Source organism: Streptomyces sp. TP-A0356, from assembly GCF_001417775.1.
Lineage (GTDB): Bacteria > Actinomycetota > Actinomycetes > Streptomycetales > Streptomycetaceae > Streptomyces.
On the sequence record NZ_BBZJ01000022.1, the window covers coordinates 89,540 to 108,724 of the forward strand.

The following is a 19,185-nucleotide window of genomic DNA, read 5'->3' on the forward strand; positions in this document are numbered from 1 at the left end:
CCGCGCCGCACTTCCCCGCGCCCGCGGGGCTACTTCAGTACGAGCGAAGTCCACGACTTGACCCACTGGTCACGGTTGGCGGCGATGGTGGCGGGGGCCATCGTCTCGGGGTTCTTGGCCTGCGGGCCGTACTCCGTGAACTCCTTGGGCACCTGGGCGCCTTCCACCACGGGGTAGACGTACATGTTGAGCGGCATGTCGTCCTGGAACCGCTTGGTGATCAGGAAGTCGAGGAACGCCTTGCCGCCCTTGGCGTTGTGCGCGTTGCTCAGCAGCCCCGCGTACTCGATCTGCCGGAAGCAGGTACCGCTCGCGACACCGGTCGGCGCGGTCTCGGGCCGGGGGTCGGCGTAGATGACCTCGGCCGGCGGCGAGGAGGCGTAGGAGACGACGAGCGGCCGGTCGCCCTTGGCCTTCCTGCCGCTCGCGGAGCCGGAGAACTCCTGGTTGTACGCCTGCTCCCAGCCGTCGACCACCTTCACGCCGTTGGCCTTGAGCTTCTTCCAGTAGTCCGGCCAGCCGGTCTTGCCGTACTTCGCGGCGGTGCCGAGGAGGAAGCCGAGGCCGGGCGAGGACGTGGACGCGTTCTCCGTGACGAGGAGGTTCTTGTACTCGGGCTTGACGAGATCGTCGAAGGACTGGGGCGGTGTCAGCTTGTGCGCGCTGAAGTAGGCCTTGTCGTAGTTGACGCAGATGTCGCCGGAGTCGATGGGCGTGACCCGGTGCCCCGCCTGGTCGGCGCGGTACTCCGGCACGATCAGGTCGGAGCCCTTCGCGTCGTACGGCTGGAAGAGCCCGTTGTCGAGCGCCCGTGACAGCAGCGTGTTGTCGACACCGAAGAAGACGTCGCCCTGCGGGTTGTCCTTGGTGAGGATCGCCTTGTTGACGGCCTGGCCGGCGTCGCCGTCCTTGAGGACCTTGACGGTGTAGCCGGACTGCTTCTCGAACGCGGATATGACGCTCTTCGAGGCGGCCCACGAGTCGTGGCTGACGAGGGTCACGGTCCTTGAGTCGCCGCCGCTCCCGCTCGTGGAGCCGGGCGACCCGCACGCGGACAGCGTGACCATGCCCAGCCCGACGGCCACGGCCGCGAACTGCCTGCCGGTGATGCTCACTGAATTCCTCCTGGGGTGACCAGGAAGAGACGCGGCCCTGCCCGGGATCCTCGGAGGGTTCCCGGGCAGGGCGCAACAGCTTGAGTGAAGACCGAACTTCCTACCCAGAATGACCTGGGCGAGGTTCAGAGGGTCTGCGGTCACTACCGCACTCTCAGCGCTGTGGCGCTCCCCTGTCGGAATATGAAGGTGTGTATGAATGGATATGAAGGTGTACGGATATGAAGGTGTGCAGGCCTCAGACTACCGCTCGGTGGCCGCCAGCTGACCGCATGCCCCGTCGATCTCCTGACCGCGGGTGTCCCGGACGGTGACCGGCACACCATGAGCGGCGATGGCCTGCACGAACGCCTTCTCATCCTCGGGGCGGGAGGCGGTCCACTTGGAGCCGGGCGTCGGGTTCAGCGGGATCAGATTGACGTGCACGGGCTTGCCCCTGAGCAGCCGGCCGAGCAGGTCGCCGCGCCAGGCCTGGTCGTTGATGTCCCGGATGAGGGCGTACTCGATGGACAGCCGCCGCCCGGACCTGGCGACGTACTCGAAGCCCGCGTCGAGCACCTCGCGCACCTTCCACCGCGTGTTGACCGGGACGAGGGTGTCGCGCAGCTCGTCGTCGGGCGCGTGCAGGGAGATGGCGAGGCGGCACTTGAAGCCCTCGTCGGCGAACCGGTGGATGGCGGGCACCAGTCCGACGGTGGACACGGTGATCCCGCGCTGGGAGAGCCCGAGCCCGTCCGGCTCGGGATCGGTGAGGGCCCGGATCGCGCCGACGACCCGCTTGTAGTTGGCGAGGGGCTCGCCCATGCCCATGAAGACGATGTTGGACAGCCGCGCGGCACCGCCCGGAATCTCCCCGTCCCGCAGCGCCCGCATGCCGTCCACGATCTGGTGCACGATCTCGGCGGTCGACAGGTTGCGGTCGAGGCCGGCCTGACCGGTGGCGCAGAAGGGGCAGTTCATACCGCAGCCCGCCTGCGAGCTGATGCACATGGTGACCCGGTCGGGATAGCGCATGAGCACGGACTCCACGAGCGTCCCGTCGAACAGCCGCCACAGCGTCTTGCGGGTCGTGTCCTGGTCGGTCGACAGATGCCGTACGACCGTCATCAGCTCCGGGAGCAGCGCCTCCTGGAGCCTGGCGCGCGATCCCGCGGGGATGTCGGTCCACTGCTCCGGGTCGTGCGCGTACCGAGCGAAGTAGTGCTGCGAGAGCTGCTTGGCACGAAACGGCTTCTCGCCGATCGCGGCGACCGCCTCCTTGCGCTCGGCGGGCGTGAGATCGGCAAGGTGCCGCGGCGGCTTCTGGGCTCCGCGCGGCGCGACGAAAGTGAGTTCTCCGGGCTTAGGCATGGCGTTACCAGTGTCGCAGATCCATTTGTGTGACCTGGGGCTGGCGGTCGCTACGACTGTCGTTAGTAGTCGTCGCTGGTCGACACTGAGCGGCCTCGGACGGCCCAGGGACGGCCCAGCCGATGGGGCCGCGGCCCTGGCCGAGCTGCCACTATCTCGGGACCCCTCCAGGCCCGCGGGACCTTGGCCGTCCATGATCGGCGCATTCCGCAGGGTGGGTTTTCTCCCTGCCTCAAGGGGCACACGGCTGGTGAGACTCTGCGGAGGTACCGAGATGAGTGTCGGAGAACGGGCCAAGGCCAAGGCCGAACAGGTCGTCGGAAAGACGGTACGGAAGGCGGCCGACGCGATGCACAAAGAAACCCTCGCGGCGAAAGGCGCCGCTCTTGAAGCACGGGGCAAGATGCGGGGCACGAAAGAGCAGGCCAAGGGCTCTTTCAAGCACTGACAAGGTCTTGACACTCGTGCACCGTGGCCGTGTGGCAGTGGCCATCCGTCCGAGTACGGCGCGGCGCATTACTCACGATTGAACGGCCCCAGGAACGACTGACGGCCCATAGAGAGGGGAACAACAACACTGCTTCGCAGATGGGCGCCTGCGCCGGTACCCAGACCACCCTCGCTGAGCAGGGGAAGGGCTGTCGCCGGTTGTCGTCACCTGTCGTCGTCGGCCGCCCCCGGACGGCCCACAGACGGCCCAGCGCACACAAGCCGCCTGATGCAGGCTGTGCGGTCCGCGGCAACCAAAATCAGTGCAGCAAGGTCTCATGGATATGAGCCCTCGTTTCACGGTGCCGGATGCGAGACGCTTCAAGATGGTCCGCCTGCTTGGGGCCAGCACGGTCATGATCGGTGCGCTTGCTGGGTGCACGACCCAGCCGACAGTGTGCGCGGCCTCGGCGGTATATGCGTTCCCCTCCGTCCAACTAAACGTCTCGGCTTGGACGCGATCGCACCCACAGGCGACAGTGCGAGCCTGTGCCGACACCCACTGTGTGTCGTACCCACCCGGAGGTGTCGGAGCACACCTGCACGTCCCGACTTCACCCGGCATCGACCCACGCCGCATGGTGACAATCACCCTCACCGCGGACCAGGCCGGACAGCAGGTGCTCCGGGCCAACACCTTGGTGCGGCTCGTGCACCACACCACCCACGATCCGTGTGGACCACGCGACTGGTGGACAGCGTCGGTCACTCTCACCGCGACGGGAAAACTCCAGCCCGGCTGATTGCCGACGCCTGGAGCCCCAGTTCGGAAGGCGCCGTATGCGGGTGGCGGCTGACTTGCGAAGTCGCTGACCTGGGCCGGAGCGTGGTCGGCGCCGCTGTTCCCCGTGAGTCCCCGCTGCGTCCCGTCGGAACGGGCACGCAACGGGCACGGTCCGGGCTCGAACTACAAGTGCGGGGCAACGATCAGGACCGTGAAGAGCAGTGTTGGCCAGAAGACGGCCAGCAGACTAATGAGGCACCCGAAGGGAAGAGCCTTACGGGGTTGTGTCCCCTTGGACACTGCGAGCACCGTGGCTACGACCGCCAAGACAGCAGCGAGCATCAACAGCAAACAGATTGCGACGCCCCCACCCATAAGATTCCCCTCGCTCAAGATCGAAGCCTATGCCTCACATGCGCCGCGTGGTGCCTCGGGGCCGTGCGCCGCCCATCAGTGAGGACGGCGCACCGTGCCCGATGCACGCTTTGAGGTCTGGCCTCATCCCTATCAGGTCGATCACGGGGATGCGACGACGTCGGGCAACTGGCGCTCCGCCTCGGTCGATCGTCCACTGAGGTTCGGCGCCGACCGCCGCTGTTCGCGCTTGTTGGCGTCAGCGGCTGGTGTCAGCCGCTGCACGCGGTCTTGACAGGGGCTGCCCGCTCCGGCTTGGAGTACATACGATCACCAGGTGATGACACCTCGTGGCGGTCTTGTGATCAAGGCCGCAGTGTTTGTTGGCCGTGGTACACCGGTCACTGGGTGGGGCCTACTTGGGCCGTTTTTCATGGGCGTGCTTCTCGCGGCTGTGGGACTGGTCATCGTTCGCGACTATCGGGGCTTCGCGACTTGGCACCGCCGACGAGCTGACGCGAGTGTGCCGTTGTGGCTGCGGCGCCTGTCCGAGGGGCGCAAGGGACAGCGACGCGAGTTCAACAACCGAGTCAAACGGGTCATCCAGAAGATCGTGGGTTGGTGGTTCCTGGTCCAAGGCACGTTCTTCGCCATCGGTGCGCTCATCCAAGGGATCTCCGACTTGAGCCGAGGTCGCTAACCCCGCTCCTGGCTTCACCTTCCCGCTTGGTCAGTGGCGCATGAGCATCATCACCGAGACCGGCAGGGCGACTGCTCCAGCGACGGCAAAGGTTCCACCGATGAACCGCGCGAACCCCGCCGGCATCCGCTTGGCTCTGCGGATCCTCTCGGCCTGCCTCGGCGATAGGGGCTGCTGGCTTGCAAGGCCCGTCACTACGAAGTCCTTAAAGCGGCTCGACCACGTCTTGGTTGCCAGCCCACTGCCTATCACGAGAGCAAGCAGGCTCCAGATGAGCAGGAACGGACCCAAGCCAGCGTCTTGTCCCGCCGAAAGCGTCATGCCGATGATCTTCATCTCGTTGGAGGGCGCAGTCAACTGAATGACGCTCGCTCACAGCATCCACCACTCTCCCCAGCTCCCATCCCGTCCGCCGTCGACCCACACACCGTGGAGCGGGCGTGGTCCATGGCGTCCAGGTGGAGCGCGCCACTGTACGAACGACCTGGACGCCATGGGCCGCGTCTGCTCGGCTCTGCCTGGGTCGACGGTGGACGGGATGGGAGCTCCCCGTGCACGCCCCTACGGACCCGCAGTCGGCGGCGGCGCCCCCTCCATCCCGGTGCCGGCCGATCCCCCGCCGGAGGCACTGCTTGAACCGGAGGCCGCCCTATGCGGCGCAGCCATGGCGGGGTTATCCCTCTCATGGCCGCGTCCGCCGTCCGGCCGGTGGCCTGGTGCGGGATCAGCGGGCCGTACGAACGCCCGCGCATCTGGCAGCGTCGGCCCGCATGCCACCGCCACCACGATCCGGCCTCTTGCGGTAACACAAAGCGTCTGTGACCTGCACTGTTGGGGATCACCGTTCGCCGCCGTGCCCGTGTTGGAATGTGGCCGCTGCGTGCGGCGACGGGCGGGCGGCGCCGTGCGGCCGGTGGCGAAGACAAGTGAGGCGGCGCGGCGGCGACCGACCGGCGCCGCCGCGCTTGGCGCGGCCCTCGGGTCTTGATCCGACCTACCGGAAGTAGGCAACCGGGTGGAAAGGGGTGCGCGGTGGCCCCGGATGCGGGGCGTTGGGGGTAGAGCTGCTGTCGCGTTCCTTCCCCCTCCTGAGGCCGGATCGTGGTGGCGGTGGTATGTGGGCCGGGAGCGGCCGTTGATGCGCTTGAGCGGAGTGTGCGGCGGTCGGGTTGGCGATGATCGGCAAGCTTCGTTGGCCGCCGGACGAGCGAGCGAAGCGAGCCTTGATGAAGTAGGGAAAGTCTTATCCCGCTGGGATGAGTCGCCGTCCGTCGTGGCTCCGCACATGGGGACCGTTGCCGTCCAGTGCGTCTAGGAGACGGATCGCGAAGACTTCTGACATGCGCTCGCTGACCTCTTCGGGCGTGAGCCACTCAACCTCGGTGGACTCACTGGACGTGCGCTCGGCGCCGCCTGAGGGCTTGCAGCGGAAGACGAGGGCGACGACACCGCGCGTCGTGTTCTTGTAGACCCCGGTGAGCTCGGCCACTTCGACCTGGATGCCTGTCTCCTCCCAGACCTCGCGCACGACACCGGCCTCCGGCGTTTCGTCGAGCTCGAGCACGCCGCCCGGGAGCTCCCAAGTGCCGTTGTCGGCGCGGCGTATCGCCAGGAGGCGGCCGTCGTCGCGCACCACTACCCCGGCCACGGACACGGAGTGCAGCGGCGTTGACTGGCCATCCTGAGCGCTGTTACTCATATGCAGGAGCATAGGAGGAAGAGAAGGACTATGGGAACTGCGGTAGGAGGTGAGAGGTCCGTACCTCGGTACGTGCAGATCGCTGACGAGATCGTGCAGCAGATCCGGGCTGGTGTCCTCAAGCCTGGTGACATGGTGCCGAGTGAGTCCGAGCTAGTGGAGCGGTACGGCGTCTCCGGTGGCACGATTCGCAAGGCCATGGTCGAGGTGCGTGCGAGCGGGCTCGTCGAGACTCGGCACGGCAAGGGCTCCATGGTGAAGGATCGCCCGCCGGTACGGCTTCGCTCCTCTGACCGTTTCCGACGTTCGCACCGCCGAGACGGAAAGGCCGCGTATCTCGCGGAGTCCGCGCAGTCCGGCGCCACGGCCAAGGTCAGTGTTCTCTACGTCGGCCCGGTGGAAGCTCCCGAGGATGCAGCCGAGCGACTCGGCATTCCCGCCGGCACTCAGGTACTCGCCCGGCGGCGCCTCTACTTCCGTAACGGCACGCCCGTCGAGACCGCGACGTCGTACCTCCCGTGGGACGTCGCCAAAGACATCCCTGAGCTGTTCGCCGAGAACCCCGGCGGCGGCGGTATCTACGCCCGGCTGGAAGACCACGGCCACGAGTTCGCCGAGTTCGTCGAGACGCTGCAAGCGCGCACGGCCTCCAAGGCGGAGGCCTCCGAGCTGGCACTCAGCCCCGGTGCGCCGGTCGTTCATTTAATCCGTGAGGCCCGTACAACCGGGGGCCGTGTCGTCGAGGTGTGCGACACGCTCATGGCCGCTGACCAGTTCGTTTTCGAGTACCGGATCCCGGCCGCAGACTGACGCACGCTCAACTCTCCGCAGCCCGTCGCGAGTTCTTCGTCGCGGCGGGTTGACTCATATACATGAGTCAGGCACTCTTCTAACCAATCACTCATATACATGAGTGGTGAAGTCCAGCCTGTGTAGAGGAGTGATCTCTGTGCGTGTGATTCCCGTCGACACCTCCGCCGCGACCGTGATGGTTGCCAAGACCCCGCAGCCGAAGCTGCGTGACCGCCGTACCGGCGAGATCGCCACCGACACCGAGACCGGCGCGAAGCTGATGACGGTCGACGTGATGTTCGCGGCCAACGAGGAGGTGGAGATCCTGTCCATCACCGTTCCGGAGACCGGTATCTCCGGTGACCTGGCCATGGGCACGCCGGTGGCGCTGACGGGTCTGATGGCCCGGCCGTGGGAGAACGAGTTCAACGGCCAGAAGCGGCACGGGATCGCCTTCCGCGCCGTGGCCGTGACCTCGCTGGTCGACACCGCTGCGAAGTCGAAGGCGGCCTGAGTCATGACGTGGCTGACCGTCGCCTTGGTGTTGGTCGTCGCTGCTGCGGGTCTCCTGCGGTGGCGGCGTCCCGCCTGGTACTGGCTGACCTTCGGCGTCATCCTCGCCACGCTGCGGGTCCTGGTCCGCTACAGCTCCGTGATGGACGCCTGCGGGCTGACCGTTCCACCGTCCCGCTGGCGTCTGACTCTGGCCCGGGTCACCAACCGGCCCGCGCCGGAGTCCCGACCGCCGCGCATCCTGCGGATACGCCCCACCCGCACCGGCCTCGTGCTGCGGCTCGGGCTCCGGCCCGGTCAGGACGCCTTCGATGTGGCCGCCGCCTCGGACCGGCTGCGCCACTCGTTCGCGATGTACGGCGTCACCTCGCGTGAGCTGCGCTCCGGCGTGGTTGAGGTGCGGATGACCGGCTACGACGTGCTCAAGCGGGTGCAGATGCCCGCCAAGACCGACACGCGCCTGATGCGCGTCCCGGTCGCTCTACGCGAGGACGGCGCCGTGCACTACCGCGACTACCGGGCCGTACCCCACGCCCTGACGCTCGGCGCCACGGAGTCCGGCAAGTCCGTGTATCAGCGCAACCTCGTGGCCGGGCTCGCCCCGCAACGGGTCGCGCTGGTGGGGATCGACTGCAAGCAAGGGGTGGAGCTGTTCCCGCTGGCCCGCCGGTTCTCCGCGCTGGCCGACAACCCCGACACTGCCGCCGAGCTGCTCGACGCCTTGGTCGCGCATATGGAGGACATCTATCAGCTCATCCGCGCCGAGCAGCGCATCACCGCCGACGTGCCGGATGCGGAGATCGCCGCCGACATCTGGGACCTGCCCGCAGACCTGCGGCCGGTGCCGATCGTGGTCCTTGTCGACGAGGTCGCCGAACTCGCCCTGTTCGCCACCAAGGAGGAGGAGAAGCGGCGGGACCGCATCATCACCGCCCTGGTCCGTCTCGCCCAGCTGGGCCGAGCCGCCGGCATCTACCTGGAGATCTGCGGGCAGCGCTTCGGCTCCGAACTCGGCAAGGGCATCACCATGCTGCGTGCCCAGCTCACCGCACGCACCGCCCACCGCGTCAACGACGAGACAAGCGCCAACATGGCCTTCGGGGACATCTCCGCGGACGCCGTCCTGGCCGCGATCCAGATCCCCGCCGAGACGCGAGGGCTGGCCATCGCGGGCGATTCCACCGGCGGTTGGCACCGCATTCGCGCCCCGCACACCTCGCTGCGCCAGGCCGTCAACACCTGCAACCGGCACGCTGACCTGACGCCGGACCTGCCCGCCCTGGCTCCCTTCCGGCCCGCCTTCGACGCACCCAAGCCGATTCCCGCCCCGGCGGTTGAGTCCGCCCCGGCGGCTGCCTGACCCCCTTCCCTGCATCACCGGTCGGCGCGACCGCTTCGCGCCAGGTCCCTACCCCCTCCATGCCTGATCACAGAAAGGAGGGACAGACCATGGCCCGCTCGATCCGCGTGGACGCCGTCCTCATCCAGGCCGTCATCGCCGGAGCCCTGTCCTTCGCGCACCTGCACGACTTGGCAGCCGCGGCCGGACAGTCCGGCTGGAAAGCCTGGGCCTACCCCATCTCCGTCGACCTGCTCCTGGTCGCCGTCTGGCGTCGGCTGCGCACCGATGGTCCGTCCCGGCTGGCCTGGTGCTGGTTCCTCGTGGCCCTGGTTGCCTCGCTCGGCGCCAACATCGCCACCGCCGGACTCCTCAACCTGGATCACGTTCCGGCCTGGCTGCGCATCCTCGTCGCCGGATGGCCCGCCCTCGCCTTCCTCGGCGGCACCCTCCTCGCTCACACCACCACTCCGCCCGCCGACCAGGCGCCGGTTCCGCCGGCACCCCCGGCCCCCGCGGTCGAGGAAGACCCCGTCCCGGCTCCCGCCCTGGAGGCGGAGACCGTACCCGAGCTGCCCGCCGCCGACCCCGCCCCGGCTCCCGCTCCTGCCGTGCCGGTCCCGGCCGCGCTGGTGGACCACGCCCGCAAGGTCGCCGCCGACCACGAGGCCCGTACCGGCGCCCGGATCGACACCGACACCCTGCGCGCCCGCCTCGGCGTCCCGCCTCACCTCGCCGACGCCATCGCCGCCCAGCTCGCCTGACCCGGAGGGAGAAAGCCGTGACGCGTGACCCTGCCGACCTGACGGCCGCCGACTACCTCGACGGCGCCCGCGAGATGGCCGACGCCGGTCGCCCCTACCTCGCCTTCCTGCTCGCCGAGGAAGCCGCACAGCGCACCACCGACCCGGCCACCGCCGACCGCATCCGGGTCCGCTTCCCCGACCCCACCACCAGCCGAAAGGAGAACTGACCATGCCTGCCCGCGACTCCTTCCACTCCGTGATGCGGATCGGCCCGGTGCAGATCGGCACCCACCGCGACCGCAACGGCCAGACCAAACACGCCGCCGTGTGCACGAACGACGGCTGCGGCTGGTCCGCCGACTACACCAGCGCCTCGGCCGCCCAGCTCGCCGCCCGCACCCACCGCTGCAAGGTCCGCTGAAGGAGGCCCACCGTCATGCAGGTTCCGCTCTGGCTCGCCCTGCTCGTCGTCGGCTACCTCGGCGTCAAGCTGATCCGCCCGCCCGCCTGGCTCATCGCCGTGCTGCTGCTCGGCGGCTTCCTCCTCGCCGACAGCGTCCTCGCCCCCGTCATCGACAGCTTCCTCAAGTAGCCCGCCACAGTAGGGAGATCCGCTGATGTTCCGTCCGAAGATCCCGACCATGCCCACCCCGACCGGGCACGTCACCCCGCCCGCCGTCGTCGAGCCGACCGCCATCGTCCCGGCAGCCCAGACCCCGCCGGCCGTTGCGGCCTCGGCCCCGGTTTCGTCCCGGCCGGTGGTGCAGCTCACCCCCGGCACCGTGCTCGCCCTGGTCGGCGGCGGCACCGCCGTGGTCCTGGTCGTCGGCGCCGTCCTGGTCTCGCTGCTCCTGGCGGTCGCCGTCACCGGCGCCTCGGTCGCCGTGTGCGCCGTCGTCCTGCGCTCCCTGCTCGCCTCCGAAGGCAAGCGCCGCTGACCGGCCCCCGGGCGGCCTCGATACCGCCAAGCATCCGCCGCCCGGGCGCCGTCCCTGTCCGAACCAACGATCCGGAAGGACCTCCATCATGACCGGCGCCACCCCGGCCACCACCAACACGGCACGCATCTGCCCCAACTGCGACGGCTTCGCCGCGGTCGCCGTCACCATCGGCGGCCGTAACACCCGCGGTCGCCTGCGCACCATCACCGCCCACTGCCCGGCCTGCCAGGGCCTGGGCAACCTGCCCGCCCGCCGCGTCCGGGAGGGTGCCCGTGCCTGACACGCTGCTCGACCCGACCACCCTCGGCGACCTGCTGAGGGTGGCCTCGGCCCCCGACTACAACCGCTGGGAAGACCAGATCCGCCGCACCGGCGGCTGCGCCGACCCCATCCACCTGACCGGCTGGATCCTGCACAAGGACAAGACCACCGGCGAGACCCTGCACCACTACAGCACCGAGAACGAACCCGGCGGACGCCTCCGCGTCGCCTGCGGCAACCGCCGGGCCTCCCGCTGCCCGGCCTGCGCCTGGCTGTACGCGGGCGACACCTACCCCCTCATCCGAGCGGGACTGGCCGGAGACGACGACAAGGACATCCCGGCCACCGTCCGCGACCACCCGCGCGTCTTCGCCACCTTCACCGCCCCCTCGTTCGGCCCGGTACATAACCGGCCCGACCGCGGCGCTTGCCGCTGCGGCACCCACCACACTGCCGACGACCCGGCCCTCGGCACCGCCCTGGACCCGGAGACCTACGACTACGCGGGCGCCGTGCTGTTCAACAATCACGCGGGAGAACTGTGGCAGCGTTTCACCACCCGCCTGCGGCGCGAGATCGCTGCCCGCGCCGGACTCACCCGCCGCGAACTCTCCAACCACCTGCGCGTCTCGTACGGCAAGGTTGCTGAGTTCCAGAAGCGCGGCGCCGTCCACTTCCACGCCGTGATCCGCCTCGACGGACCCGACGGCCCCGACTCCCCGCCGGCACCCTGGGCCACGGTTCCCCTCCTCGAGGACGCCATCCGTGCCGCCGCCGTGCACGCCTACAGCAGCGTCAGCGTCCTGGCCGCCGGGGACCAGCCCGCCCGCACCTTCCAGTGGGGACGGCAACTCGACATCCGCCACGTGAAGGCGTTCGGCGACGGCTCCGACATCACCGAACAGGCCGTCGCCTCCTACGTCGCCAAGTACGCCACCAAAGCCGCGGAGAACACCGGCACCCTGGACCGGCGCATCGGCGAACTCGCCGAACTCGACCGCTACGGCGTCCCTGACCACGCCCGCCGCCTGATCACCGCATGCCGCGACCTCGATCCGCTCTACCCCGACCGCCGCCTGTGGGCCTGGGCACACATGCTCGGCTTCCGCGGCCACTTCTCCTCCAAGTCCCGCCACTACTCCACCACCCTCGGCGCCCTGCGCCAGGCCCGCGCCGACTACCGCGCCGCCCAGGAACAGGCCTCCCTCGGCCTGGAGGACCGCGAGCCGGACACCGTCCTGGTCCTCGCCGACTGGCAGTACGCCGGACATGGCCACACCCCGGGCGAATCCGCCCTTGCCGCGACCATCGCGCGCGACCTCCAGCTCAACCGCGAAACCGCCCGCGAAGCCCTACGTGAACAGCTCGCAGACGAAGGGGGGTGCTGACCATGGCGACAGCACTGCCGAACCGCTTCCTGACCCCTGAGGACCTGGTGGAGATGTTCGAGCTGCCCAGCGTCGAGACCGTCTACCAGTGGCGCCGCAAGCGCACCGGTCCCCGCGGCTTCCGCGTCGGCCGGCATCTCCGCTTCGACCCGGAGGACGTACGGGCCTGGGTCGACTCCCAGCTCGGGGAGGCTGCCGCCTGATGGCCGGACACATCCAAGACCGCTGGTACCGGACCGAGACCGCGCCGGATGGCAAGACGCGCAAGGTCAAGACCGAGCGGTACAGCACCGGCATGCGTTACCGCGCTCGATACGTCGGTCCGGACGGCACGGAGAAGTCCAAGAGCTTCCCCGACCGTCAGAAACGCCTTGCTGAGCAGTGGCTGACCGAGATCGCGTCGGACATGTCGCGCGGTCAGTACATCGACCCGCGCGCGGCTCGGATCACCTTCAAGAGCTATGCCGAGAAGTGGCTCAAGACGCACGGCATCGACCCGGCCAGTCAGGTTGTAGTCGAACAGCGGTTGCGCCTGCATGCGTTCCGCTTGATCGGCGCTCGGCCGTTGGATTCGTTCCGCCCGGAGCACATCCGTGGACTGGTGAGCGCGCTGGAGAAGGACCCGGCCGTGAGCGGCGGCTACGCGCGAAACATCTACGGCGACGTGCGGGCCGTGCTCAGTGCCGCCGTTGACGACGGGCTGTTGCCTCGGAACCCATGCTCCGCGAAGTCGGTCGCCCGCCGGCCGCCGAGCAACGACGCGTTGTGCCCTGGCTGCCTGCCCAGGTTCAGGCGGTCCGTGCAGCACTCCCCCAGCGCTACCGGCCCATGGTGGACATGGGCGCTGGGTGCGGTCTACGTCAGGGCGAGATCGTCGGGCTGGCTGAGGATGCGCTCGACTTGGACGGCAGCATCATTCGGGTGGTCAGGCAGGTGAAGCTGATCCGGGGGAGGGCCGTGTTCGCTCCTCCGAAGTGCAACAAGGAGCGGGACGTACCGTTGCCGCCGTCGGTGGCTGAGGCCCTGCGGGCCCACATGGACGCCTTCAAGCCGGTTGAGATCACGCTGCCCTGGCGCAACCCGGACGGCCCGAAAGTGTCGGCCCGCCTCCTGTTCACGAACACCGCAAGCGGCCTCGTTTGGCGAAGCAACTTCAACATCCAAGAGTGGAAGCCCGCGCTTGCTGCGGCTGGCTTGATCCCGGAGGCCGGGGAGGACGGCAAGTATGCGTCCGCTCGTGAGCACGGCATGCACGCGCTGAGGCACTTCTACGCCTCGGTGCTGCTCGACGCCGGAGAGAGCATCAAGGCCGTGAGCGAGTACCTCGGGCACTCCGGCCCTGGGCTGACGCTGCGGGTGTACGCGCACCTGATGCCGTCGAGCCAGGAGCGTACGAGGAAGGCCGTGGATCGAGTGCTTCTACCGGCCCCGCGTGAGCCTGACGGCCCAGAGACGGCCCAGTGACCCGAACCAGGCCCCCTATCCGCGCCAAACGCGCTGGTAGGGGGCTTGTTGCTGCCCGCTCACTGCCAGTTCTCCGGGCTTAGGCATGGCCGTACCAGTGTCGCAGATCCAATCGGGTGACCTGGGGGCTCGGCCGTGGGCGGTCGTCGTCACCTGTCGTCGCTGTCGTCACCGGTTGTCGCCGGGCGTCGCCAGTCGTCGCCGGGCGTCGCCAGTCGTCGCCGGGCGGCGCCAGTCGTCGCCGGGCGTCGCCGGTCTTCCGGGCGGATCAGGAGGAGGCACGTGCGGCTCTGGGGTGATGTCGCGTCGAGGGGCTCGCCGCCCTGTGGACAGCGAGCCCCTCGACGGGAGGTGCAGATCAGTCGCGTACGGGAGGAACCGTCACCCGTTCCCGACGAAGATCACGAGCAGGAGCCATACCACGGGAGCCGTCGGCAGGAGCGAGTCCAGACGGTCCATGATGCCGCCGTGCCCCGGCAGCAGCGTGCCCATGTCCTTGATGCCCAGGTCGCGCTTGATCATCGACTCGCCCAGGTCGCCGAGCGTGGCGCTGGCCGCGACCGCCAGACCCAGCAGGAGTCCCTGCCACCACGAGCCGCCCTCGATCAGGAACTGCATGCACAGCGCCCCCGCCCCCATGGCGAAGGCGACCGCCCCGATGAGGCCCTCGCGGGTCTTGCCGGGGCTGATGCGCGGGGCCAGCTTGTGCTTGCCGAAGCGCCAGCCGACGGCGTAGGCGCCCGTGTCGCTGACGACCGTCAGCAGGAGGAAGGTCAGGACCCGGCGCGGGCCGTCCTCCGCCGTGAGCATCATCGAGACGAACGTGGCCAGGAACGGGACGTAGAAGGCCGCGAAGGCGCCCGCCGTGACGTCCCGGAGATAGCCCTCGGGCGGCTCGGTCATACGCCAGGCCAGGACCGCCAGCGCGGTGAGCGCCATCGCCACCCAGGCGCCCTCGGCGCCCCGCACATACCCGCTGACGACCATCGCCGCGCCGCCGACCGCCAGCGGCACCAGGGGCGCCCTGATGCCCTTGCGCTCCTCCAGCCGCTTCGTCAGCTCCCACAGGCCCACCACGACGGCGACCGCTATCACGCCGACGAACACGGCCTTGACGATGAACAGCGACGCGACGATCACGACGCCGAGCCCGATGCCGACCCCTATGGCCGCGCCCAGGTCACGGCCCGCGCTCTTCTTCTGCGGTGCGGGCGCCGGCTGCGGGGCGTCGGGCATGGGCTCCGGATTCTGCGACGCCGCCCAGTGGGGCGGCGCCTGCGGCGTCTCGTCGCGGAACAAGGAGCCGCCCAGCCGAGCGGCCCCCCGGTCGTCATCCTGGTCTCCGCCATGTTCGGGCACGTGGGGCACGATGGGCATGGGGCGAGTCTGGTGGGTGACCTGCGCGTCGTACGCGGGACCCGCCGGGCCGGTCCCCTGGACCGGCCCCTGCTCGGTGGGCCCCCAGTACCCGGTCTGTGGCGGCGCCGCCCAGGAAGAGTCGTTCATCAGACCTCGAGGAGCTCCGCTTCCTTGTGCTTGAGCAGCTCGTCCACCTGCGCCACGTACTTCGCGGTGGTGTCGTCGAGCTCCTTCTCCGCACGGCGGCCCTCGTCCTCGCCGACCTCGCCGTCCTTGATCAGCTTGTCGATGGCGTCCTTGGCCTTGCGGCGGACGGAGCGGATCGAGACCTTGGCGTCCTCGCCCTTGCCCTTGGCGACCTTGATGTACTCACGGCGGCGCTCCTCGGTGAGCTCGGGGAACACCACGCGGATGATGTTGCCGTCATTGCTCGGATTGACGCCCAGGTCGGAGTCGCGGATCGCCTGCTCGATGTTGCGCAGCGCGCTCTTGTCGAACGGCGTCACCACGGCCATGCGCGGTTCCGGCACCGAGAACGAGGCCAGCTGGTTGATCGGCGTCGGTGCGCCGTAGTAGTCGGCCACGATCTTGTTGAACATCGCCGGGTGCGCACGACCGGTGCGGATCGCGGCGAAGTCCTCCTTGGCGACCACGACGGCCTTCTCCATCTTCTCCTCGGCCTCGAGGAGGGTCTCTTCGATCACCACTTGCTCCTGCGTGTCTTGAGTAGGCCCGGCAGCTGTCACTCGTCGGTCTGCGGCCGGCTGCGTCGCGTCTTCTTCCTGCACGGTTCCGGACCGGCAGGACATTGTCCATCCCCCGGTCAGGGCCCGTCGCCCGGTCGAGGTTTGCCGGACGGGTCGGTCTCCGGTCAGTCCCGGCTGCCCTGGTCACCCACGAGTGTGCCGATCTTCTCACCCTTGACAGCCCGTGCGATATTGCCCTCCGCCAGGAGCTCGAAGACCAGGATGGGCAGCTTGTTGTCCCGGCACAGCGTGATCGCGGTCATGTCGGCGACCTTGAGGTCGCGGGTGATGACCTCGCCGTAGCTGAGCGAGTCGAACTTGACGGCTTCGGGGTTGGTCTTCGGGTCGGAGTCGTAGACCCCGTCCACGCCGTTCTTGCCCATGAGCAACGCCTCGGCGTCGATCTCCAGGGCGCGCTGGGCGGCGGTCGTGTCGGTGGAGAAGTACGGCATGCCCATACCTGCGCCGAAGATGACCACGCGGCCCTTCTCCAGATGGCGCACGGCGCGCAGCGGGATGTACGGCTCGGCGACCTGACCCATGGTGATGGCGGTCTGCACGCGCGAGTCGATGCCCTCCTTCTCCAGGAAGTCCTGGAGGGCGAGGCAGTTCATGACCGTACCAAGCATGCCCATGTAGTCGGAGCGGGCCCGGTCCATGCCGCGCTGCTGGAGTTCGGCGCCGCGGAAGAAGTTGCCGCCGCCGATGACGACCGCGATCTGGGATCCGTCGCGCACCACGGCCGCGATCTCACGGGCGATGGCGTGCACCACGTCAGGGTCGACGCCGAGTCCGGTGCCGCCGGAGAACGCCTCTCCGGACAGTTTCAGCAGAAACCGGCCGCGTACTTTGCCGTCGTCGGTCTTCTCGGCCTTGGTGGTCATGGAGATCTCCTCGTGGTGCACATACGAAGAAGGCCATTGCCGGTGGGGGGCGTGTTTCACATCCCGTGCGCGGCAATGGCCTCCTCGTCAGATCTGCTGTCGTCCGCCATGCGCAGGTGCGTGGCGTCGTACGCGGACGACTGCTTACGACCCTATAGGGATCGCGCGTCGATCGCGGTACGGACTCAGATGCCAACCTTGATGCGCGTGAAGCGCTTCAGGGTGACACCCGCCTCGTCCAGGACCTTCTGGACGGACTTCTTGTTGTCCAGCGCGTACGGCTGGCCCAGCAGCGTGGCGTCCTTGAAGAAGCCACCCAGACGACCCTCGACGATCTTGGCGATCGCGGCCTCGGGCTTGCCCTCGGCGCGGGTGGTCTCCTCGGCGATACGGCGCTCGGAGTCGACGACCTCGGCCGGGACGTCCTCCTTGGAGAGGTACTTCGGCGCGAAGGCGGCGATGTGCTGGGCGACGCCCTTGGCGACCTCGGCGTTCGGCTTGTCGAGCTCGACGAGTACACCGATCTGCGGCGGCAGGTCAGGCATGGTGCGGTGCATGTACGCCGTCACGTAGCCGTCGGAGAACTGCGCGAAGCGGTCCAGGACGATCTTCTCGCCGAGGTTGGCGTTGGCCTCGTCCACGAACGCCTGGACGGTCTTGCCGGGCTCGATCTCGGAGGCGAGCAGGGCCTCCAGGTCGGCCGGGGAGGTCTTGGCGACGTGCTCGGCGATCGCCCGGGCAACGGCCTGGAACTTGTCGCCCTTGGCGACGAAGTCCGTCTCGCACTTCAGCTCGACGAGGACACCGGAGGAGTTGTCGTCGGCGATGATGGAGACCACGGCGCCGTTCTCGGCGGAGCGGCCCTCGCGCTTGGCGACGCCCTTCTGGCCCTTGATGCGCAGAGCCTCGACGGCCTTCTCGACGTTGCCCTCGGCCTCGTCCAGCGCCTTCTTGCAGTCCATCATGCCGGCGCCGGTGAGCTCACGGAGCTTCTTGACGTCGGCGGCGGTGTAGTTCGCCATGATCTGTGAATCTCTTCTCGGAGTTCGAAGTCTCGAAGTCGGCGGCCGCCGCGGCCCCGCCGGGCGTCCGCCAAAGATCTACGGGCTACGAAGATCTACGGGCTGCGGGTGAACGGCGGGTGGCGCGGTCGGCGCCGCCCGCCGTCACATCAGCCGAACGGCCCAGGCGTCAGGCCTGCTCGCCCTCGGCGGCCGGGGTCTCGGCGGCCTCGGCGGCCTCGGCGGCCGGAGCCTCGGGGGCAGGGGCCTCGGCGGCCTCAGCAGCCGGAGCCTCGGCGGCAGGGGCCTTGGCGGCGGGGGCCTCCTCGGCCTTCTTCTCACCCTCGAGCAGGTCGCGCTCCCACTCGGCGAGCGGCTCGCCCGCGGCCTTCTCACCCTTGCCCTCGGCAGCGACGCCGGAGCGGGCGATGAGGCCCTCGGCGACGGCGTCGGCGATCACACGGGTGAGCAGGGTGACGGAGCGGATCGCGTCGTCGTTGCCCGGGATCTTGTAGTCGACCTCGTCGGGGTCGCAGTTGGTGTCGAGGATGGCGACGACGGGGATGTTGAGCTTCCGGGCCTCGCCGACCGCGATGTGCTCCTTCTTGGTGTCCACGATCCAGACGGCGCTCGGCACCTTCTGCATCTCGCGGATACCACCGAGGGTCTTCTCCAGCTTGGCCTTCTCGCGGGAGAGGACCAGGAGCTCCTTCTTGGTCAGACCGGAGGAGGCGACGTCCTCGAAGTCGATCTGCTCGAGCTCCTTCAGGCGCTGCAGACGCTTGTAGACGGTGGAGAAGTTGGTGAGCATGCCGCCCAGCCAGCGCTGGTTGACGTAGGGCATGCCGACGCGGGTGGCCTGCTCGGCGATGGCCTCCTGCGCCTGCTTCTTCGTGCCGACGAACATGACCGTGCCGCCGTGGGCGACGGTCTCCTTGACGAACTCGTAGGCACGGTCGATGTACGACAGCGACTGGAGCAGGTCGATGATGTAGATGCCGTTGCGCTCGGTGAAGATGAAGCGCTTCATCTTCGGGTTCCAGCGACGGGTCTGGTGACCGAAGTGGACGCCGCTCTCCAGCAGCTCCCGCATCGTGACGACGGCCATGGCCGTTCTCCTTGAGGTTCTCGGTTGTGCCGCGGGTACCGGATGGCACTCGCGCCTGACGCCCGCGATGCGCTGTGCCGCGAAGGACCGAGGAGCGCTGACACCGGCCTTGTGATGGCCTTGTGCCGGGGCGTGCGAAGTCGACCCGGTGACCCGGATCGCCACAAGAAGTGTACGGGACCCGCGGGGTGGCGGGTGACGCCGCTGTCCAC

General features: G+C 68.7%; 23 protein-coding genes, 1 pseudogene and 1 riboswitch. Of the genes and pseudogenes, 15 read left to right on the top strand and 9 right to left on the bottom strand.

Features of this window, described 5'->3' with window-relative positions:
- Positions 1-29: 29 nt before the first annotated feature.
- Both ASC56_RS23305 and rlmN read right to left on the bottom strand, forming a co-directional pair.
- A complete protein-coding gene (locus ASC56_RS23305) occupies positions 30-1,067 on the bottom strand; it encodes a thiamine ABC transporter substrate binding subunit (RefSeq protein WP_371330266.1) in 1,038 nt (345 codons plus the stop codon).
- A gap of 127 nt (positions 1,068-1,194) precedes the next feature.
- Positions 1,195-1,300: riboswitch (TPP riboswitch) on the bottom strand.
- A 58-nt stretch (positions 1,301-1,358) separates the two neighbouring features.
- The gene (gene rlmN / locus ASC56_RS23310; protein ID WP_055493465.1) at positions 1,359-2,465 is read right to left on the bottom strand and encodes a 23S rRNA (adenine(2503)-C(2))-methyltransferase RlmN; all 1,107 of its coding nucleotides are present in this window, start codon (positions 2,463-2,465) and stop codon (positions 1,359-1,361) included.
- A 274-nt stretch (positions 2,466-2,739) separates the two neighbouring features.
- Between rlmN and ASC56_RS41270 the strand changes: the two genes are divergently transcribed.
- The 3 genes from ASC56_RS41270 (at position 2,740) to ASC56_RS40695 (ending at position 4,732) form a co-directional block, all read left to right on the top strand.
- A complete protein-coding gene (locus ASC56_RS41270; RefSeq protein ID WP_199836054.1) occupies positions 2,740-2,913 on the top strand; it encodes a hypothetical protein in 174 nt (57 codons plus the stop codon).
- 619 nt (positions 2,914-3,532) lie between these two features.
- Complete coding sequence (locus ASC56_RS40690; RefSeq protein ID WP_159039688.1) at positions 3,533-3,697, top strand: hypothetical protein; 165 nt, start codon at positions 3,533-3,535, stop codon at positions 3,695-3,697.
- A 672-nt stretch (positions 3,698-4,369) separates the two neighbouring features.
- Complete coding sequence (locus ASC56_RS40695) at positions 4,370-4,732, top strand: hypothetical protein (protein WP_159039689.1); 363 nt, start codon at positions 4,370-4,372, stop codon at positions 4,730-4,732.
- Between the two features lie 30 nt (positions 4,733-4,762).
- Here the strand turns inward: ASC56_RS40695 and ASC56_RS23320 are convergent, their stop codons facing one another.
- Both ASC56_RS23320 and ASC56_RS23325 read right to left on the bottom strand, forming a co-directional pair.
- Positions 4,763-5,068, bottom strand: a complete 306-nt coding sequence (locus tag ASC56_RS23320) for a hypothetical protein (protein WP_055493467.1) — start codon at positions 5,066-5,068, stop codon at positions 4,763-4,765.
- Positions 5,069-5,975: 907 nt separating this feature from the next.
- Positions 5,976-6,443, bottom strand: a complete 468-nt coding sequence (locus ASC56_RS23325; RefSeq protein ID WP_055493468.1) for an NUDIX hydrolase — start codon at positions 6,441-6,443, stop codon at positions 5,976-5,978.
- 18 nt (positions 6,444-6,461) lie between these two features.
- On the opposite strand from ASC56_RS23325, the gene ASC56_RS23330 reads away from it, so the two are divergent.
- The 12 genes and pseudogenes from ASC56_RS23330 (at position 6,462) to ASC56_RS23380 (ending at position 13,875) form a co-directional block, all read left to right on the top strand.
- Positions 6,462-7,241, top strand: a complete 780-nt coding sequence (locus ASC56_RS23330) for a GntR family transcriptional regulator (RefSeq protein ID WP_055493469.1) — start codon at positions 6,462-6,464, stop codon at positions 7,239-7,241.
- A gap of 139 nt (positions 7,242-7,380) precedes the next feature.
- The gene (locus ASC56_RS23335; protein ID WP_055493470.1) at positions 7,381-7,737 is read left to right on the top strand and encodes a hypothetical protein; all 357 of its coding nucleotides are present in this window, start codon (positions 7,381-7,383) and stop codon (positions 7,735-7,737) included.
- Positions 7,738-7,740: 3 nt separating this feature from the next.
- Positions 7,741-9,096: an FtsK/SpoIIIE domain-containing protein gene (locus tag ASC56_RS23340; protein ID WP_055493471.1), complete on the top strand. Its 1,356-nt coding sequence runs from the start codon at positions 7,741-7,743 to the stop codon at positions 9,094-9,096.
- 89 nt (positions 9,097-9,185) lie between these two features.
- Positions 9,186-9,839, top strand: a complete 654-nt coding sequence (locus ASC56_RS23345; protein WP_055493472.1) for a DUF2637 domain-containing protein — start codon at positions 9,186-9,188, stop codon at positions 9,837-9,839.
- A gap of 17 nt (positions 9,840-9,856) precedes the next feature.
- Complete coding sequence (locus tag ASC56_RS23350; protein WP_055493473.1) at positions 9,857-10,048, top strand: hypothetical protein; 192 nt, start codon at positions 9,857-9,859, stop codon at positions 10,046-10,048.
- A 2-nt stretch (positions 10,049-10,050) separates the two neighbouring features.
- Positions 10,051-10,242 carry a mobile element transfer protein gene (locus ASC56_RS23355; protein WP_055493474.1) on the top strand — a complete coding sequence of 64 codons (192 nt, stop codon included), beginning with the start codon at positions 10,051-10,053 and terminating at the stop codon, positions 10,240-10,242.
- Positions 10,243-10,257: 15 nt separating this feature from the next.
- Positions 10,258-10,413, top strand: a complete 156-nt coding sequence (locus ASC56_RS39895) for a hypothetical protein (RefSeq protein ID WP_107309331.1) — start codon at positions 10,258-10,260, stop codon at positions 10,411-10,413.
- Between the two features lie 25 nt (positions 10,414-10,438).
- Entirely contained in the window at positions 10,439-10,759 is a 321-nt protein-coding gene (locus tag ASC56_RS23360) for a hypothetical protein (protein ID WP_055493475.1), read from the top strand.
- An 88-nt stretch (positions 10,760-10,847) separates the two neighbouring features.
- Positions 10,848-11,042: a hypothetical protein gene (locus ASC56_RS23365; RefSeq protein WP_055493476.1), complete on the top strand. Its 195-nt coding sequence runs from the start codon at positions 10,848-10,850 to the stop codon at positions 11,040-11,042.
- A complete protein-coding gene (repSA, locus tag ASC56_RS23370; protein ID WP_055493477.1) occupies positions 11,035-12,411 on the top strand; it encodes a replication initiator protein RepSA in 1,377 nt (458 codons plus the stop codon). Before ASC56_RS23365 ends, repSA begins: the two co-directional genes overlap by 8 nt.
- 2 nt (positions 12,412-12,413) lie before the next feature.
- Positions 12,414-12,614: an AlpA family transcriptional regulator gene (locus ASC56_RS23375; RefSeq protein ID WP_055493641.1), complete on the top strand. Its 201-nt coding sequence runs from the start codon at positions 12,414-12,416 to the stop codon at positions 12,612-12,614.
- Positions 12,614-13,875, top strand: a pseudogene (locus ASC56_RS23380) (tyrosine-type recombinase/integrase). Before ASC56_RS23375 ends, ASC56_RS23380 begins: the two are co-directional and overlap by 1 nt.
- A gap of 381 nt (positions 13,876-14,256) precedes the next feature.
- On the opposite strand, the gene ASC56_RS23385 reads toward ASC56_RS23380, so the two are convergent.
- The 5 genes from ASC56_RS23385 to rpsB all read right to left on the bottom strand — a co-directional run bounded on the left by ASC56_RS23385 (position 14,257) and on the right by rpsB (position 18,973).
- Positions 14,257-15,381 carry a phosphatidate cytidylyltransferase gene (locus ASC56_RS23385; RefSeq protein ID WP_055493478.1) on the bottom strand — a complete coding sequence of 375 codons (1,125 nt, stop codon included), beginning with the start codon at positions 15,379-15,381 and terminating at the stop codon, positions 14,257-14,259.
- Complete coding sequence (gene frr / locus ASC56_RS23390; protein ID WP_014675285.1) at positions 15,381-15,938, bottom strand: ribosome recycling factor; 558 nt, start codon at positions 15,936-15,938, stop codon at positions 15,381-15,383. Before frr ends, ASC56_RS23385 begins: the two co-directional genes overlap by 1 nt.
- Before the next feature lie 167 nt (positions 15,939-16,105).
- On the bottom strand, positions 16,106-16,864 hold the full coding sequence (gene pyrH, locus ASC56_RS23395) for a UMP kinase (RefSeq protein WP_055493479.1): 759 nt from the start codon (positions 16,862-16,864) through the stop codon (positions 16,106-16,108).
- 185 nt (positions 16,865-17,049) lie between these two features.
- On the bottom strand, positions 17,050-17,886 hold the full coding sequence (gene tsf / locus ASC56_RS23400; protein ID WP_055493480.1) for a translation elongation factor Ts: 837 nt from the start codon (positions 17,884-17,886) through the stop codon (positions 17,050-17,052).
- A 169-nt stretch (positions 17,887-18,055) separates the two neighbouring features.
- Positions 18,056-18,973: a 30S ribosomal protein S2 gene (gene rpsB / locus ASC56_RS23405; RefSeq protein WP_055493481.1), complete on the bottom strand. Its 918-nt coding sequence runs from the start codon at positions 18,971-18,973 to the stop codon at positions 18,056-18,058.
- Between the last annotated feature and the right edge of the window lie 212 nt (positions 18,974-19,185).

What these genes read in the sequence shown, in the direction of transcription:
- pyrH (WP_055493479.1), bottom strand. Translation starts at nt 16,864, where the DNA reads ATGACCACCAAGGCCGAGAAGACCGACGACGGCAAAGTACGCGGCCGG.
- ASC56_RS23355 (WP_055493474.1), top strand. Translation starts at nt 10,051, where the DNA reads ATGCCTGCCCGCGACTCCTTCCACTCCGTGATGCGGATCGGCCCGGTG.
- ASC56_RS40690 (WP_159039688.1), top strand. Translation starts at nt 3,533, where the DNA reads ATGGTGACAATCACCCTCACCGCGGACCAGGCCGGACAGCAGGTGCTC.
- ASC56_RS23365 (WP_055493476.1), top strand. Translation starts at nt 10,848, where the DNA reads ATGACCGGCGCCACCCCGGCCACCACCAACACGGCACGCATCTGCCCC.
- rlmN (WP_055493465.1), bottom strand. Translation starts at nt 2,465, where the DNA reads ATGCCTAAGCCCGGAGAACTCACTTTCGTCGCGCCGCGCGGAGCCCAG.
- ASC56_RS23330 (WP_055493469.1), top strand. Translation starts at nt 6,462, where the DNA reads ATGGGAACTGCGGTAGGAGGTGAGAGGTCCGTACCTCGGTACGTGCAG.
- ASC56_RS23305 (WP_371330266.1), bottom strand. Translation starts at nt 1,067, where the DNA reads ATGGTCACGCTGTCCGCGTGCGGGTCGCCCGGCTCCACGAGCGGGAGC.
- ASC56_RS23325 (WP_055493468.1), bottom strand. Translation starts at nt 6,443, where the DNA reads ATGCTCCTGCATATGAGTAACAGCGCTCAGGATGGCCAGTCAACGCCG.
- ASC56_RS41270 (WP_199836054.1), top strand. Translation starts at nt 2,740, where the DNA reads ATGAGTGTCGGAGAACGGGCCAAGGCCAAGGCCGAACAGGTCGTCGGA.
- rpsB (WP_055493481.1), bottom strand. Translation starts at nt 18,973, where the DNA reads ATGGCCGTCGTCACGATGCGGGAGCTGCTGGAGAGCGGCGTCCACTTC.
- ASC56_RS23360 (WP_055493475.1), top strand. Translation starts at nt 10,439, where the DNA reads ATGTTCCGTCCGAAGATCCCGACCATGCCCACCCCGACCGGGCACGTC.
- ASC56_RS23345 (WP_055493472.1), top strand. Translation starts at nt 9,186, where the DNA reads ATGGCCCGCTCGATCCGCGTGGACGCCGTCCTCATCCAGGCCGTCATC.
- ASC56_RS39895 (WP_107309331.1), top strand. Translation starts at nt 10,258, where the DNA reads ATGCAGGTTCCGCTCTGGCTCGCCCTGCTCGTCGTCGGCTACCTCGGC.
- ASC56_RS23375 (WP_055493641.1), top strand. Translation starts at nt 12,414, where the DNA reads ATGGCGACAGCACTGCCGAACCGCTTCCTGACCCCTGAGGACCTGGTG.
- tsf (WP_055493480.1), bottom strand. Translation starts at nt 17,886, where the DNA reads ATGGCGAACTACACCGCCGCCGACGTCAAGAAGCTCCGTGAGCTCACC.
- ASC56_RS23340 (WP_055493471.1), top strand. Translation starts at nt 7,741, where the DNA reads ATGACGTGGCTGACCGTCGCCTTGGTGTTGGTCGTCGCTGCTGCGGGT.
- ASC56_RS23320 (WP_055493467.1), bottom strand. Translation starts at nt 5,068, where the DNA reads ATGAAGATCATCGGCATGACGCTTTCGGCGGGACAAGACGCTGGCTTG.
- ASC56_RS23385 (WP_055493478.1), bottom strand. Translation starts at nt 15,381, where the DNA reads ATGAACGACTCTTCCTGGGCGGCGCCGCCACAGACCGGGTACTGGGGG.